Source organism: Streptomyces stelliscabiei, assembly GCF_014873495.1.
Taxonomy (GTDB): Bacteria; Actinomycetota; Actinomycetes; order Streptomycetales; family Streptomycetaceae; genus Streptomyces; species Streptomyces bottropensis.
On the sequence record NZ_JADBGF010000001.1, the window covers coordinates 7,736,445 to 7,752,283 of the forward strand.

Consider the following 15,839-nt stretch of genomic DNA (forward strand, 5'->3'; position numbering starts at 1 on the left):
AGGAACAAGGGACTGTGTCGCCGTAGGCGCGACGCCATCCACTCGCCCTGCGGGGCACGCCGCTGAAGGACCGAGCTTCCGAGGCTCGTCAACTCGAAGCGTGCCCTCTGTGGAGCGTGTCGGTCGTGCGGTCGCCGACGCGCGGGGAGGGAAGGGGGACCCGCACCGTCTCGCGTCGTAGCGCGTGCGCGATGGCGCGCGCTTCGATGCCGGCCTGACGGAGGACACCCGTGAGGGGATTGGTGTATCCGGTGAAGTACAGGTGCGAGGCTTCGGGATGGGTCTGTGCGCCTACGGCGAGGGGTTGCTCGTCCTCGTTGAGAACACCCAGGGACCCGACCAGGTCGTGCAGGTTGGGCCGGTACCCGGTGGCGGCGATGACCGTGTCGGGGCGCCGTCGGGTGCCGTCGGCCAGTACCACGTCGGGGCCGTCGAACGCCTGGACGGCTGCGACCGGCTCGACCTGCCCGGACCGGACTGCGTCCACGAAGCCGTGGTCGAGCACGGGGTTGACCCCTTCGCGGGCATTGCGGGTGTACAGGCCCGTGCGGGGCCGGGGGAGTCCCCGTGAGGTCAGGTCGGGCACCGCGAGACGTTGCGTGAGCAGGGAAGTGCGGTCGCGCCACGCGAGCGGGAGGATCTCCGTCAGCCGGCCGGCCGCGTGCCATCGGGCGCTGGAGCGGGGCAGGATGTTGGGTGGGGTACGGACTGCGATCCATACCCGTGCGGCCCCGGCCCCGGCCAGGACGCTCGCGATCTCCGTTCCGCTGTTACCGGCGCCGACCACCAGGACGTCCTGCCCGCGGTAGGGGGCCGGAGAGCGGTAGTGGGCCGAGTGGAGCAGGGTGCCGGTGAAGGTCGAACGTCCGGGCCAGTCGGGGAGGTTCGGGGTGTGGCAGCGGCCGGTGGCCACCACGACCGCATCAGCAGTCACCGGGCCGTCGGGGGTGTGGACCAGCCACTGGGCTCCTGGACCCGGCTCGGCCCGTTCGATGCGCTGCACCGGGGTCGTCACCCGGACGTCGAGTCGGTGATGGGCGACGTAGCTCTCCAGGTATCGCACATAGTCGTCCCGGCTCACCCACGGGCCCGCTTGGCGCGGCAGCGACAGGCCGGGGAGGCTCGAGGTGCCGGGAGTGGTGTGCAGGCGTAGATGGTCATAGCGCTGCGCCCAGCTCGCTCCCACCCGGTCCGATCGTTCCAGGATCACGGCCGGCTCTCCGGAGCGGTTCAGTAGCGCGGCGGCCGCCAGGCCGTGGGGGCCGGCTCCGATCACGATCGTGGGAGCGCTGAGGTTTCGCTGCGGTGTCGAGGGCATCGCCTCCTACAACGGCGGACCGCGGAGCGGGTCACGCTCGACGGGGAGGCGCAAAGCCTGTGAAGTGGTGGTGTCGGCTGCTCAACGGACAGCGGGTGGCTGCCGTTACACCAGCGGTACGGACTCGTTGGACACCGGGCAGCAGCGCGGCGGATCGGTCCGCCGAGGGCAAGACCGTCGGGACTGTCCGGCCGGGCGCGGCTGAGCGGTCATGAGCCGGGCAGGCCAGGGGACATGAGCCTGCGCGGCCTCGGCCTGTGCGGCGGGCTCCGGGTCGGCTCGCTCCACCTGTCCGATCTTTCGAGGGGCTCATGTGCAGGCAGTAACGACGTGCCACCGGCCACGGCTGCGGATCAGCGGAGTCTGCAAGGCGTACGGCGGCAGGCAGATCCTGCGCGATGTGGATCTCGACGTGCCCGCCGGGACGCTGGTGGGAGTCGTCGGCGAGAACGGCGCGGGCAAGAGCACCCTGCTGCAGATCGCCGTAGGCCACCTTGCGCCCGACTGCGGAACGGTGGCACGGACCGGGGCGGTCGGGTACTGCCCACAACAGGCGCTGCTCAACGATGCGTTCACCGTCGGACAGCATCTGCGGTTGTTCCAGGTGGCCTACCGGCTGCCGACGTTGGAGCGGGCCGACGAGCTGATGGAGCTGCTGGCGCTGACCGGCTGCCGGCGCCAGCAGGTCGGCGAGCTCAGTGGCGGAACGCGACAGAAGCTGAACCTGCTGATCGCTCTCATGCACGATCCGCAGTTGCTGGTCCTGGACGAGCCCTACCAGGGTTTCGACTGGGACACTCATCAGCGGTTCTGGGCCCTGGCCGCCGATCTGCGTGATCAGGGCCGGTCGATCATCGTGGTTTCGCACCTGCTGCACGACCTGCACCACTTCGATGCGATCGCTCATCTGCGCCAGGGCCGTCTGCACTTCGAGGAGACCGAGCGTTGAGCCTCTCCTGGACGGCATTCACCGAACTGCTGCGCTGCACTCTGCAGGGCCACCTGCGCAACCGGCTGGCCCTGGCTCTGGCGGTCGCGTTCATCCCCATCTGGATTTTCGTGGCGCGCTTGTGCACCTCCGACCAAGTGGTGCGTATCTGGCTGGACGCCATCAGCGGCCACGTCTCCGCTCCGGCCGGCCAGGTGGGCCAGGTGGCCAGCGCGCTGGGCGCCATCACCATGGTCGCCGGCTTCGTCGCCTTCACCGAGACCTTCCAATCGCGGGAGGTGGACCGCCGTCTGCTGCTGGCGGGCTACCCCCGGCTGCCGATACTGCTGGCCAAACTTGCTGCCGTCGCCCTCACCGCCGCTCTGCTGGCCCTCTACACCACGATCCTGCTGTGGATCTCCCTGCCCGTACGCCACGCAGCACCCCTGGCGCTGGCCCTTGCGGGCGCCGGCCTCGCCTATGGCGGCATCGGTCTTCTGCTCGGTTCTCTGGTCCGTGGCGAGTTGGAGGGCTTCTTCCTCATCATCATGCTCAGCCTGGTCGACACCGGCCTGCAGAATCCCGTCTTCAACACGCTCATGGATGTGGCGGGCGTGTCCGCGCTTCCTCTGTACGGCGTGAACCAGCTGGCGCTGAGCTCAGCCCTGACCTCGCAGATCCCCTGGTTTCACGGCCTGCTCTCCCTCATCTGGTCCGCAGCGACCGGCGCCCTGGCGCTGCTCGTCCTCCACACCCACCGACCTTCCCGCTCCCCGTGGTCCCGCAGGACGAGAGCCCAGGCAGGGTGATCACTGTGCGGACGGTCCTCCTGCGGGATTCTGCTTGGCCCGAGGACTGTCCCATCAGCGGTGTGAGTGGGTTGCCGGTGGCGGCTCACCCCTTGTCCGCGAATAGTGCGCGCGGCATTTCGCGTCATTACTGCTGTGCCGCAGGGGGTGTGCGCAGGGCAACCATGGCGACGTCGTCGTTGTCGCTCGGGCGGACCTGGTCCAGCAGGGAGTTGCAGAAGCCCGTGAACCTGCCGCCGTCGATTTGACCTGGTGGTATTGGACGCAAGGCGAGCCAGGTCTGCGTCCAGTACGCCGGCCCGCACGACCTCGCTGCCGGTCAGCACATGAAGTTCGCTTACGGGCAGGACGACTTGCCGGCCCGTGTCGCCCGCTACGTCTCGTTCGAGGAGTACCGAGAGCCCCAGAACGTCACCCCTGACTCGCCGAGTGTGCAGCTGCAACATCCGCCGCATCTACGGCCCGGAGAAGGAGGCTCCGGGCTTGCTTCTGAACCGGCTTGCGCTTCCTGACCACTCGACGGGTGGGTTTGCCAGGACGATGCTTCTTACTCTGTGTGACCAAAGCTACCGTTTTAGTCATGACAGCTACGACGGCTGCGGCCACCGTCCAGGGCGGCTCGCAATGGGTACAGACCGGACCGCTCGCCTTCAACCACCCGCTCACCACCACCGCGGAGCGCATCTCCGAGGTGCCGGAACTCACGATCCCCTTCCCGGGGGTGTGGGAGCTCACCTACCACGTCCGCACCTCGTTCAGCTCCGGCAATCAGCGGGCGCTGTGGATCCACACCTGGCTGGACAAGGACGGCGTGCGCATCGAGGGCAGTGAAGCACGCACGGCCGCCAGGGCCCGGATACCGAAGCGGTTCAGGACACGGTCGGACAGGCGGTCCTGGTCGCTCTCCAGGTCGGGGAGACGGTGACGCTCCACGGCCGCTACGCCGGAGAGGGCAACGCCTCCGTTCTCAGCAACGACGGCGGACGCACCTCGGTCGTGGCGCACTGGGCGAGCCCAGGGTTCTGATCGCCACCGCGACTGTGGGTGGGGCGGGGCAGCACGGCTCACCCACAGTCGCGGTCAGCGGCTCGGCCTGCACGGGGGGCAACGCATGGCCCGAGGGATCGGGTACGCGGGATCAGTCTGAACCTCGCTGGCGGCGTGCCCCGAGACGGTCGCGGCCCTCCCGTGGCCGGTGCGCTGACCGGCCCTGCTCAATCTCGCCGGGATTGCCTGTGCGTCAACTGCTCACACCGGGATGAGCCTGCGCGAGCCCTTGCCATCCCAGGTCTGTCGCGTCTACTTCTTGGCGAGCTCGATCAGGTCGGCGAATTTTTCCCCTGCCATCTGATTGCCAGCCATGTTGATCTTTCCGGCGAAAGACCCGGTCATGAGGGTCTGGCGCGGGTGGTCGTAGAACTCGGCGAAGGTCGAGGAGTTCATCGTGATGGTGAGGTCGGCGCCACCCGGGTCTCCTTGCACGACCTTCGGGGCCTGCGGGTTGACCCGCCAGTCCCCGCCGCCCTGGCCTGTGATGACGACATGGAATTGGTAGTCGACCTTGCGTGCTTCGTCGGCGTGGCGTTCAAGACCGGAGCCGATGTCTTCGTGAACCACTTCTGCACGTCGACAGCCATCCGTTCTCCTCTGGGTGCTTGGGCATAGCTGGACGATTCACCCTGTCACGCTGGGTGTCCGCCCGTATGCGGACAGGCGGAAGATCACTCTTCGGGGGGAGCGAAGGGGTGCCGCCCTGCGGCCAGCTCCGGCACATACGTTCGCGTGCGGCCGCAACGAGGTTGACGGCGCCGCGTCGGCTGGGCAGCTCTGGCAGGGCGGCTGGGCCGCCGGCCGTCCCAGCCGGTGCGCGGGTAGGTCAGGCCACTTCTGCGGGGCACTGGCTGGGGAGGTCGATGAGAGTCTGCCGTTCGCTCTCGTCGACGCTGAGCTGGTTGTCGCGTTTCACGGCGACCCATTCGGTGACGTACCGGCAGCGTGCCGGCTCGATGGGAAGCCACTGGGTGACGTCCTTGTCGGCTTTTTGCCGGTTGGACCGCGGGGTGACCGCGATCAGGTGATGCTCGACGTCGAGGTTGTTGGCGTACGCGACGCGTTCGGCCTTGGTCCACCGCCAGCCACCGGAGTCCCACGCTTCGGCGAGCGGGACTGGGTGTAGACCGCAGCGGCCCTGTCCCTCCACGCCCGCATCCGCCCTTCATGACCTTTCGCTGTCATGTAGGTAGCGCCGGCGGGGGATCTCGCCGCATGGATACCGCACCGGCTCACCTGTGTGAACGGCGCCGTTCACACACTCGCTCCTGACCAGCCTGCTGGCGGGACCGCTGCGTCGGCAAACGCTGCTGTCCGGGCTGGGAGTCCGAGGGCCGTTCCAGAAGGCGTGCTCAGCTCACAGTTCACTCTCCAGCTGCGGTGCGTGAGCAGGCTGCGCGGCAGGGTGCGCAGGCCCTGCATGGCGGGGCAGCCCTACGGCGGCGATGAGCGCTGCGGACAGGGCGGCCGCCGCGGCGGCCCAGGAAGCGGTGTGCAGGCCGTTCATGAACGTCACCGAGGGCGCAGCGGGGAGGGCGGCGCAGGGGCCTGCCGGTGGGGAATGCGGCAATGGTCCCCGAGGGGCGCCGGCTTGTGCGTGGTGTGCGGCGAGGAGGGAGCCGAGGACGGCGATGCCGAGGGCTCCGCCGACCTCGCGGACCAGGTCGTTGACGGCGGCCCCGGTGCCGGCCTGTTCGCCGGGCACCGCTCCGAGGACTGCCTCGGTGGCGGGTGGAGCCGCGAGTCCTGCGCCGAAGCCGGCGACCAGCTGGTAGCCGACAGCGGGACCGTATCCGGAAACGGGCGGGGCCAGGGCCAGGAAACCGAATCCGGACGCGACCAGCAGCATCCCCGTGGTGACGGTCAGTCTGTCGCCCCAGCGCGGTGCGATCAGCAGCGACGCGCCTGCCCCCGCGCCCAGGGCCGCGGCCAGCGGCAGCAGCCGCAGCCCGGTCTGGGCGGGGGCGTAGTGCAGCTGGGTCTGGAGGTAGAGGGTGAGCAGGAACAGGGAGCCGAAGAGAGCGAAGAACATCCAGGCCAGCGCGGCCACGGCGGCGGTGAACCGACGGTCGGCGAAGAGCCTTGGCGGCAGGAGCGGTGCGGGATGGCGCTTCTCCCACCACGGGAGGAGGGCGAACGCCAGGACAGCGAGGATGAATCCGGCTCCGATGGCGGGGTCGATCCAGCCGCGGACCGGGCCCTGGATGATCGACCACACCAGGGCCCCCATCCCGCAAGTGACCGCCCCCATTCCGACCCGGTCCGGGGGGCCGGGGCCGGGGCGGGGGTGGCGGGATTCGGGAACCCACCACCCGGTCCCCGCCAGGGTCACGACGACCACGGGCACGTTGATCCAGAACCCGGCCCGCCAGCCGTAGTGCTCCACCAGTAGGCCGCCGATCACCGGGCCGGCCAGCGCCCCGAGGCCGGCCACGAACGCCCACACCGCGACGGCCTTGCGGCGGCCGGCCGGATCGGGGAACACCACGGTGATCAACGAGAGAGTGGAGGGCATCAGCAGCGCCGCACCGCAGCCCATCGCCAGCGCGCCGCGACGACCTGCCCGGTGCCGGTGGCCAGCCCCCCGGCCACCGACGCCGCCCCGCACAGGGCCAGGCCCAGAGTGAAGGCGCGGCGCCGGCCGTGCGTATCGCTCCACACTCCGGCAACCAAGAGGCAGCAGGCCAGTGCGAGGGTGTAGGCGTCGGCGATCCACAGCAGGCCCTGCGGGCCCGGATCCAGAGCAGACTGGAGACTGGGCAGGGCCACGTTCATGACAGTGACGTCGAGGCCGATCAGGAACAGACCAGTGCACAGCACTGCCAGGGCCCTACCCGGGTGCGCGGTACGCGGGGACCCTGGCATGGGGCGATGTGCTCCCACCACCAGGCGACGGTCGGGTAAGGCAGCGGCTCGTCACTCAAGTTTGCGGGGGGCATGACGGTGCGCCGGATGTCCGGGGCGGCTTCGGGGGCGAAGTAGCGCATGCAGGTGGTACCGAAGGTGATGTCGCCGCTGATCACCAGCTCCACGCCGGTGAGGTACTTGCGCAGGTCCGGGCTGGCAGTGGGAAGAATCTGCTCGCGCAGGCGGAGATACAGGGCGAGCATGGTGTCGCGGATCCGGATGCCCTCGAGCATGGCCTGTTCGAGGGTCCAGTCGGGATGTTCGTGCTGGAGTGCGCCGAAGAGGTTGTAGTTGACCTGCGTCAGGTCCCGCTCCTTGCAGAAGGAGTAGCGGTCGTTGTCCAACGCGGCGGCGAAGAGACCTGCTTCGGTTGCTGCTTTCACCAGGGGCGAGGACCATTCCTGAGCGGTGAGTTCGGTGCCTTCGACCGCGTCGAGGCAGCCGGGTGTGGCGTGGACGCCGACGGCGCCGAGGCGCACGGCCAGGTAGTCGTTGACCGTCAGAGGGGTGCCGCGTTCGCTCAGGGCCCGCTCCCAGAGCTCCGCGTGCAGCCAGTCGGCCTGTGTGGTGGTGAACCGTTCGTACTGGACATCGCTCATGCAGGCGCGCAGGCGCTCGAAGACGTTGCGCAGCGCGTCGTCGAGGTGGGTGGTGTGGCTCTCCCAGGAGCGTGCGCACAGCATGGTGCGCGCCCAGCGGTACACGGCGTGAAGAACGTCGGCCCTGGCGTCCGGGTCGGGCACGATGAAGTCGTCGGCCATGAACGCCCAAGCGCTGTAGTCGGCCAGCACCTGGGCCAGGTCAGGGTTCGTGCTGGCGTGGGGGAAGGCGTGGGTGATCAGGGTGGCCCCTCCCGCCCCGTACAGCGCGGACAGGTTCGGATCGCCGCGCCCCAGGTCGAACTTCTGCGCCCACGCGGCGCAGTTGGCACTCAGGCGTTCCGCATCGGCGCCGATTTCCTCTTCGAGCGGGCAGTAGAAGGTCCAGAACCCCTCGGGGAGTTCTGCAGGGTGCATTTCTGAGTTCTCCCTGTTCGGATCGAACGGCGTGGCATCGGTGGGGGCTGCGGGAACGGCGTTGCCCCAGAAGGGTCAGTGGTCGCGGTGGGTGATCAGGTCGGCCAGGGCCGCCAGTTCGGCGGCTGCCACCGGCTCCGGCCGCACCTGGTCAAGGAGGTGCAGGGCATCGGCGGGGTGGCGGCGGGCGCGGCGTAGCGTGGCCTCCCGTGCGCCGGTCTGCTCGATCAGGTCCCTGGCCCGCGCAGCCTCCTCCTCACTCAGCGGCCCGTTCGCGCTGTAGAGAGCGCGCAGGGACCGGGCTTGTGGAGTGTGGCCGGCCATGGCGGCTGCGACGGGAATGGTGACCTTGCGCGAGCGCAGGTCGGACAGGGCGGGCTTGCCCGTCACCGGCTCCTCCCCCCAGATGCCGAGAACGTCGTCGACGCACTGGTAGGCGATGCCCAGACGCCGTCCGAAACCGTGCAGGAGCTGGGCGCGCTCTGGGCCGGCGCCACCCGCGGTCGCGCCGAGCTCGCAGGCGCAGGCCAGCAGCGCGCCGGTCTTGCCGGCCGCGACCTCTGCGGCCCGGTCCGCACGGACGTCTGTACCGGATCCCATGAGGGTGTCGAGGTACTCGCCCTCGATCAGCGCCTGCACGGCGGCCAGCAGCACCGGCACCGTCCGGCCCGCGTCCGGCGCCTCAGCCACGCTCTGGACGGCAGCGAAGAACAGAGCGTCGCCCGCAAGGATCGCCGCCGGAACTCCCTTCGCCGCCCAGAGCGCGGGCCGGCCACGGCGCAGCGGATCCTCGTCGATGACGTCGTCGTGGAGCAGGCTGGCGTTGTGCACCAGTTCCACCGCCACGGCCGCCGCCCGCGCGGCACACGGGTCTGCGCCCACCGCACGGCACGCCAGCAGGGCAAGGGCCGGACGCACGCCCTTGCTGACGGGCGGCGCCTTCAGGACCGTGCTGTCGTCGGTCCACCAGCCGAAATGCAGCCCCGCGACATGCCTGATCTGAGGAGGCAGGGTGTGAACGCGAGACCGGACCAACGGCCGCACCAAGGTCGCGGTTTGCGCGAGGATCGTCTCGCAGTCACGAGGTGAGTCAGCCACTCGAACCCCTTCCAGGGATCAGGCCATGTCCACGCCAGAATCAAGGTGCAAGCGGGGGGAGGGGCAGGGTGTGACGACCAGCGCCCGACGCACACCCCTGGCCCACTCCACTCCCGTGCACGACACACTGCGCCGCACGCGCCCGGCCCATACCGGCCAGCCAGCACACACGTAAGGGCGCGGGTTCGGCTCTACGCACCCCACAGAGGGGGAACTCTGCAGTTGCAGGCCCAGTCGAGGTCGACTTCCTTGGGCTGTCAGGCTGACGACCCCATAGTTCTGAAGCCGGCCGATCTACCGATGCGCCGGACAGCGGACAACCGCATGGGCTGTGTCAGGTGCGCGTTTCTCGGCCAGGTGCTCGACCCTTTCACCAAGTGCGTCCCTATCGGGTGAGTGCTGGCGAGTAATGCGTCAGCTCACCGACCGAGGGAGCGACCATACCGGCAGTGTGTTCTTCCGAAGGAAAGGGTCTCCGTGCGCCGTGCATTGATCGTTGTTGATGTGCAGAAGGACTTCTGCGAGGGCGGCAGTATTCCGGTGAAGGGCGGCGCGGGCAGGGCTGTGGCCATCGCCGACCTGGTGCGGCGTGCCGACGGAAAGTACGCGCACATCGTCGCCACCCGTGACCACCACATCGACCCGGGGGCCCACTTCTCCGAGCACCCGGACTTCCAGAACTCTTTCCCCGAGCACTGCGTCGTCGGCGGCGAGGGAGGCGAGTTCCATCCCGGCTTCGCTCCCGCTGTCACCTCTGGTGGCGTGGACGAGGTGTTCTTCAAGGGGGCGTACTCCGCCTCGAAGAGCGGTTTCGAGGGCTCTGCCGAGGACGGCACGTCGCTGGCCGACTGGCTGCGTGCCCGCCACGTCAGTGATCTCGACGTCGTCGGCATCGCTACCGACCACTGTGTGAAGGCCACCGCGCTCGACGGTGTACGGGCGGGCTTCGCCGTCCGGGTCCTGCTCAACTACACCGCCGGCGTTGCCGCCGACACCACCAGCACCGCGATCAATGAGCTACGCCAAGCCGGTGTGAAGTTGAGCGGCAAGCCAGTCGTCCTCGCCTGAGAACAACGGTCGCCTTTCGCCACAGGACCTGCCCGCAACAGGCGCACCGGCCGTGTCACGAGTCCCGGAGCCTCCAGTGGCCGTCATCCGACTGGCCGTGGAGGCCCGCCCCCGGACCGGGAGACGACGGATCAGGGGCGCACTTCCCGAACGTGGCGTGGCTGCTGGGGGCCTACCCGTTGATCAGCATCACGCCGGGGCCGCCGTCGCCGGCCAAGCCGAACAGAGCCATCTGCATGGCTGGGCACAGCCGCCCTCTTCGGGGCAAGGGCGAACTGGAGGGGAAGGGCGCGGCGCCCGGCCACTTCCGGGGCCGGTGTTGCGCCGTCCCGTGCCCAGGCCGGCCGGGCCAGTTGGGAGAACCGCCGTGAACGAGTCGAGGCAGCCTGACCTGTCTCTCCATAGGAAGGGATGGGTTGTCGGCCATGACGCTCGTTTGACGCTCCGGGCGCCCGCAGGCGGTACAGCGGGCCACAAAATGGCCTCTGACCTGCAACTTTCCGGATCCCGCTGAAGCCGACATCTTGCCGATGACGCACCACGTGGAGTGCGTGGCGATTCTCGAGCCGGCTTCAAAGGCGCTCTGACCTGCGATTTTCTTGGACTGCTCAGATGCGTCGAGGTGTGCCCGACCTGTTTCCCTCAGTCCATCGCGTGGAGTGCGTCGCAGGCTCGCGCCACATGCCTCACCTGCTGCTTCGAAGAGCGGGGTGCGGGCGATGAACGCTCTGCCCCAGCTTCGTGAGGGGGCGGTGGGGGAGGTGTCTTGACGCTCGTTCGACGCTGCTTCTGATGGGGCGTCACGAGGCTCGTGCGCCTGAAACAGCAGCGAGGTCAATGATCAAACTCAGACTGCACGCGGGCTCAGGAGTTGGACGCCAGGCGCGGGTCGGTAGCGCGTGCTGAGATAGCAGCCGTAAAAGTCGCCGCGCCCGCCGTCGCCACCTTGGCGCCGTGCCGGTCGATCAACCAGGCGGTCTCGAGGACGAGCAGGCTCGGCTGCGCGAAGTCGCTGCGTGAGCGCGCGATGAGCTCCTGGACGACGCCCTCGTAGGCGAGCGTTTCGCCGACGCGATGCGCCTTCGCGACTGCTCGGCCAGCGGCCCCCGTCCAGTTTCTGCAGGACCTGGCCCGACGGCCGGCGTTCTCTTCACGAGGCAGAGACTGCCGATCCATGGACAAACCTTCCTCTCCCGCCCCTGTGCGGGCGCTCTTACGGTCGAGGCTGCGGGTGGTCACCGGCCCGCCGTACCGAAGGAGCAAGATCTCCATGAAGATGACTGGCAACACGATCCTGATCACCGGCGGCACCTCTGGCATCGGTCTCGGCCTGGCGGTGCGTCTGCACGAGGCTGGCAACAAGGTGATTGTCGCCGGCCGGCGCAAGGAACTCCTTGACGAGATCACGGCCGAGCACCCGGGTATCGACGCGGTCGTCCTCGATGTCGCGGACCCTGACTCGATTGCCCGGGCCCGTGAGGCCGTGGCGGCGAGCCACCCGGGGTTGAACGTCCTGGTCAACAACGCCGGCATTCAGCTGCTGGAGAGCGTCCTTGACCCGGCAGGACTCCAGGTCGCCGAGGATCACGTCGCGACCAATCTGCTCGGCACGATCCGGATGACGTACGCCTTCCTGCCGCTGCTGGTGGGCAAGGACGACGCGGTCGTCATGAATGTCACCTCCGCGCTGGCGTTCGTACCGTTCCCGATCACGCCGACCTACAGCGCGACCAAGGCCGCGCTGCACTCCTTCTCCGAGAGCCTGCGTATCCAGCTCGCCAGTGCTGACGCCGGTGTCCAGGTGATAGAGGTGGTCCCGGCGGGCGTGCGCACGACCCTGATGGGCCAGCAGGACAGCGAGCAGTCCATGCCGTTGGACGACTTCCTCACCGAGGTCCTCGATCTGCTGCGTGAGAAGCCCGACGCGAAGGAGCTGGTCGTCGAGCCCGCAAGGTTCATCCGCGACGCGGTGGCCACCGGCTCCTACGACGACGTCCTCGCCATGATGACCGGTAGCTGACCGACCTGTAGTGACCGACGCGGAACCAGCAGCACGCGGGCGGGTCCTGTGGGGCCACATGAGGGACGAACGCGAGCGGGACCCGCTTCGGGGTGGTCCTCACCGAGGATGCGGAACGGTAAGGAAGCGTCTTCGGCTTCGCCCCGGTCGTCGCACGAGAGGGGGCCGGCTGCGTCCTGAGGGCCGACGGGCACGCGAGCGCCCGGCACGGTGAACATCGTCGGGCCGGCCGGGCCGGGCGACGAGGCCCGGGACCGGTCCCAAGCGGGCGTCCTTGACGGGGGACCGTCGCCGCAGGCCGTCTTCCGTACCGGCGGCCTGCGGCGCACTGCCGGGGCGGCGCATTGCCCAGCGGGTCATGCACGTCCGGTGACCATCGAGACTTCTCGCTGCGAGTGCCTCGACGTCGGCCGACCGAGTGGGCTTGCGCAGGCGGGAAGGGACTGCTCAGCCATGGATCGGCGGTCTCTGGATAGCCGGGCGGGATGCCACGAGGATGAGGGCATGGACAAGAGAGAACTGGCGGCATTCCTGCGCCACCGGCGCGAGACGCTACGGCCCCGCGACGTCGGGCTGGTCGAGGGGCCGCGCAGGCGTACGCAGGGGCTGCGCCGCGAGGAGGTCGCGCAGCTCGCCGGCATGTCCACCGACTACTACGCCCGGCTGGAGCAGCAGCGTGCTCCGCAGCCCTCCGTACAGATCACCGCGGCGCTCGCCCGGGCGCTGCGGCTGACCCTGGATGAACGCGATCATCTCTTCGTCCTCATCGGCCACAACGCCCCGGCCCGTTTCCACCGCTCCGACCACGTCAGCCCGACACTGATGCGGGTCCTGGACCGCCTGGACGATACCCCGGCCCTGGTAACCACCGACCTGGTCGACACCCTCGCGATGAACCCCTTGGCCGTTGCGCTGCTCGGCGACCAGACCCGTCACACCGGTCTGGCCAGCAGTGGCTACTACCGCTGGTTCATGGACCCGGCCGAGCGCCTGGTGTATCCCGAGGAGACCCACGAAAGCCACGGCCGTGCCCAGGCGGCACGCCTACGGGCCGCGCTGACAGCCGGCAGCGACACCCCCCGAGCCGCCCGAATCCTCGCCGAACTCCAGGAACACAGCCCCGAGTTCGTCCGCATGTGGGAATTGCAGGAGGTCGCCCGCTACGGCGACTGCAAGACCCTCCTCCATCCCGAAGTCGGCCGCATCGACGTCGACGTCCAGCTCCTGTACACCGAGAACCGCGCCCAGACTCTGGTGGTGCTGACCACCCGCCCCGGCACGGAGAGCCACAGCAAACTCGAACTGCTCTCCGTCATCGGACGCCAGCAGCTCACCCCCTGACGTCCCGGACCGGGGACCGGGCCGGTTCGTGCTGCAGGGGCCGGACAAGGGCACCCTGGAATGGTGCAGCCGGCACGGCTTCTGCCCTGCGCTCTGCGGCCAGATATGTCGGCCCCTGCACTTCCGGGCTCCCGTGGTCGGGCCGCCGGTTTGACCGGATGCCGCCTCCGTTTTAGTCTCGAATGCATACGGAGGCAGCATCCGTTTTGATGCGTCCGCAGGACCACGGCAGGCAGGAGGGCGCATGAGTGCCGGTGAACAGCGGGGCCGCAAGCCGCGCGCGGACGTCCAGCGCAACCGCGCGGCCCTCCTGGAGACCGCGCAGCGGCACTTCCTGCGGCACGGGATCGGCACCTCCCTCGAAGCGGTGGCCAAGGAGGCGGGCGTCGGGCCCGCCACCCTGTACCGGCACTTTCCCACCCGGGAGGCGCTGCTCGCGGCCGTGCTACAGACCCGCTCCGAGGAACTCGTGGCCCGCCGGACAGGCATCGAGCAACTCGGCGACCCCGCCGAGGCGCTGGATCAATGGCTGCGGGCGATGGAGGAGTACTTCAGCGCCTACAGCGGCCTGCCGGAACCGCTCATGGCCGCGGCCCGCGCACAGGAGCCGGACAGCCCGCTCACGATTCCCTGCGACATCCTCATCACCGCCACCGACCAGTACGTGCGAGCAGCACAGCGCGCGGGACACGTGCGTGCCTCGGTGCGGGGGCACGACCTGTTCCTCGCGGCCTGCTCCGTGGCCTGGATCAAGGGCACCGGTACCGAGGAGGAGTCGCTCGACCGGCTCCGCACCCTCATCGCGAGCGGCTACCGCCAGCGGGACACCCAGGCGTAGACCGCCAGGCGCCCCGCCCCCGCAACGCCAGGCGGCACCACCGCACGGCCATCACCTCGCGCTGCCCTCAGGGGCGGCACAACCCCTCAAGGGACAAATAATGAAAATTACTGTCATAGGCGCCGGTGCCATCGGCGGGAACCTCGCTGTCAAGCTCAGCACGGCTGGTCATGACGTCCAGGTGGCCGATGCCCGCGGCCCCGAGGCCGTCCGGGCGGAGGTGCTGGAGTCCGGGGCTCGCGCGGTGGACCTCGCCGACGCCGTCCAGGGCCGGGATGTCATCGTCCTGTCGATCCCGTTCGGGGTGGCGGGCCAGCTGGCGGACCTGTTCGCGTCGGTGCCCGACGAGACGGTGGTCATCGACACCGCGAACTACTACCCCGGCATGCTCAGCGAGCCGATCGAGGCGGTCGACAACGGCCAGGTGGAGAGCGTGTACACCGCCGAGCAGCTGGGCCGCCCCGTGGTCAAGGCATGGAACGCCGCCCTGGCAGAGACCCAGCGGGCCAAGGGTGTTCCGGCCGGAGCACCCGGCCGCCTCGCCATCCCCGTCGCCGGTGACAACGAGCAGGCGCGGCGCGTGGCCATGAGCCTGGTGGACGACACCGGCTTCGACCCCTACGACGCCGGGACACTGGCCGACTCCTGGCGCCAGCAGCCCAACAGCCCCGCCTACTGCACCGAGTTGACCCTCGCCGAGCTGCCCGCGGCCCTGGCCGCGGCCGACCGCACCAAGGACGCCGCCATCCGCGACAGCCTCCCGGAACGCATCGCCGCCCTCGGTGCCAACCTCACCGTCGACGACGTCGTCGAGATGAACCGCGCCGCCCACCGCTGAGACACCCGGCGCCGCTCTCGTCCAGGCAACGACACGAGAGCGGCAACGCCGGCGCGCCGCGAACACACACGACGAACACGAAGAACGGCGCTCACTTCGGCAAGGCCGCCATTACTCACCCGCACCACCGCGTCCGCGGCCGGCCCGCAGCCCCGAGAACCCCGGTCACAGACACCGGGGTTCCGTTTCGGACAAGGAGTTTCACCATGAAGATCGGCATTCTCGGCACCGGGAACATCGGCAAGACGCTGACCAGGCGGTTGAGCGCGGCCGGGCACGAGGTGAAGGCGGCCAATTGGCCGGGACCGGCTCCGAGGCCGCGGTCACCATCTTCATGATCGCCTGGTAGTTGGCGGGCAGCGCGCTCTCGTCCATGCCCGGCTCGCGGTGCGGGACCAGTCGCATCCCGCGCGCGCCCGGAGTCGTCACCCGCTCCAACTCCTCGGCCACGTCCGGGTCGTCGGCCTGCCCGCTCCGCTCGGCCTCAATGAACTGCCCGATCACCATCTCGGCGGCTTCCAGCCGGACCACCTCGGCATCGATCTCGGCGAGCTCCTTGCGAAGCCGTTCGGCGCGATCGGCCAGCACCACTCTCCGCTGCATCACCC

Annotated in this window: 15 protein-coding genes and 1 pseudogene; 9 read left to right on the forward strand and 7 right to left on the reverse strand. The window is 69.3% G+C overall.

Features of this window, described 5'->3' with window-relative positions:
• Positions 1-88: 88 nt before the first annotated feature.
• Positions 89-1,318, reverse strand: coding sequence for a flavin-containing monooxygenase (locus tag H4687_RS34245; protein WP_046916036.1), 1,230 nt, complete (start codon positions 1,316-1,318; stop codon positions 89-91).
• A gap of 400 nt (positions 1,319-1,718) precedes the next feature.
• Between H4687_RS34245 and H4687_RS34250 the strand changes: the two genes are divergently transcribed.
• The 3 genes from H4687_RS34250 (at position 1,719) to H4687_RS34260 (ending at position 3,980) form a co-directional block, all read left to right on the forward strand.
• A complete protein-coding gene (locus H4687_RS34250) occupies positions 1,719-2,267 on the forward strand; it encodes an ATP-binding cassette domain-containing protein (protein ID WP_404819292.1) in 549 nt (182 codons plus the stop codon).
• On the forward strand, positions 2,264-3,055 hold the full coding sequence (locus H4687_RS34255; protein ID WP_046916035.1) for a hypothetical protein: 792 nt from the start codon (positions 2,264-2,266) through the stop codon (positions 3,053-3,055). Before H4687_RS34250 ends, H4687_RS34255 begins: the two co-directional genes overlap by 4 nt.
• Before the next feature lie 580 nt (positions 3,056-3,635).
• A complete protein-coding gene (locus tag H4687_RS34260) occupies positions 3,636-3,980 on the forward strand; it encodes a hypothetical protein (RefSeq protein WP_046916034.1) in 345 nt (114 codons plus the stop codon).
• A gap of 374 nt (positions 3,981-4,354) precedes the next feature.
• Here H4687_RS34260 and H4687_RS34265 read toward each other — a convergent pair whose 3' ends face one another.
• The 5 genes and pseudogenes from H4687_RS34265 to H4687_RS34290 all read right to left on the reverse strand — a co-directional run bounded on the left by H4687_RS34265 (position 4,355) and on the right by H4687_RS34290 (position 9,126).
• Complete coding sequence (locus H4687_RS34265) at positions 4,355-4,672, reverse strand: SCP2 sterol-binding domain-containing protein (RefSeq protein ID WP_046916033.1); 318 nt, start codon at positions 4,670-4,672, stop codon at positions 4,355-4,357.
• A 259-nt stretch (positions 4,673-4,931) separates the two neighbouring features.
• Complete coding sequence (locus tag H4687_RS34270; protein WP_050399290.1) at positions 4,932-5,255, reverse strand: HNH endonuclease; 324 nt, start codon at positions 5,253-5,255, stop codon at positions 4,932-4,934.
• Positions 5,256-5,462: 207 nt separating this feature from the next.
• Positions 5,463-6,970: pseudogene (locus H4687_RS34275) on the reverse strand (MFS transporter).
• Complete coding sequence (locus H4687_RS34285) at positions 6,901-8,028, reverse strand: terpene synthase family protein (RefSeq protein WP_050399291.1); 1,128 nt, start codon at positions 8,026-8,028, stop codon at positions 6,901-6,903. Before H4687_RS34285 ends, H4687_RS34275 begins: the two are co-directional and overlap by 70 nt.
• A 75-nt stretch (positions 8,029-8,103) precedes the next feature.
• Entirely contained in the window at positions 8,104-9,126 is a 1,023-nt protein-coding gene (locus tag H4687_RS34290; RefSeq protein ID WP_159026221.1) for a polyprenyl synthetase family protein, read from the reverse strand.
• 477 nt (positions 9,127-9,603) lie between these two features.
• Between H4687_RS34290 and H4687_RS34295 the strand changes: the two genes are divergently transcribed.
• A complete protein-coding gene (locus H4687_RS34295) occupies positions 9,604-10,194 on the forward strand; it encodes an isochorismatase family protein (RefSeq protein ID WP_046917625.1) in 591 nt (196 codons plus the stop codon).
• Between the two features lie 864 nt (positions 10,195-11,058).
• On the opposite strand, the gene H4687_RS34300 is transcribed toward H4687_RS34295, so the two are convergent.
• Positions 11,059-11,496, reverse strand: coding sequence for a hypothetical protein (locus H4687_RS34300; RefSeq protein WP_192781752.1), 438 nt, complete (start codon positions 11,494-11,496; stop codon positions 11,059-11,061).
• Between H4687_RS34300 and H4687_RS34305 the strand changes: the two genes are divergently transcribed.
• The 5 genes from H4687_RS34305 (at position 11,465) to H4687_RS34325 (ending at position 15,569) form a co-directional block, all read left to right on the forward strand.
• A complete protein-coding gene (locus H4687_RS34305) occupies positions 11,465-12,214 on the forward strand; it encodes an SDR family oxidoreductase (protein WP_046917627.1) in 750 nt (249 codons plus the stop codon). The genes H4687_RS34300 and H4687_RS34305 overlap by 32 nt on opposite strands.
• 504 nt (positions 12,215-12,718) lie before the next feature.
• A complete protein-coding gene (locus tag H4687_RS34310) occupies positions 12,719-13,555 on the forward strand; it encodes a helix-turn-helix transcriptional regulator (RefSeq protein ID WP_046917628.1) in 837 nt (278 codons plus the stop codon).
• A 244-nt stretch (positions 13,556-13,799) separates the two neighbouring features.
• Positions 13,800-14,393, forward strand: a complete 594-nt coding sequence (locus H4687_RS34315) for a TetR/AcrR family transcriptional regulator (RefSeq protein ID WP_046917629.1) — start codon at positions 13,800-13,802, stop codon at positions 14,391-14,393.
• 100 nt (positions 14,394-14,493) lie between these two features.
• Entirely contained in the window at positions 14,494-15,231 is a 738-nt protein-coding gene (locus H4687_RS34320) for an NADPH-dependent F420 reductase (protein ID WP_046917630.1), read from the forward strand.
• 206 nt (positions 15,232-15,437) lie between these two features.
• Positions 15,438-15,569 (forward strand): NAD(P)-binding domain-containing protein, encoded by a 132-nt coding sequence (locus H4687_RS34325; protein ID WP_199813425.1) that lies wholly within the window; start codon positions 15,438-15,440, stop codon positions 15,567-15,569.
• Positions 15,570-15,839: the final 270 nt, after the last annotated feature.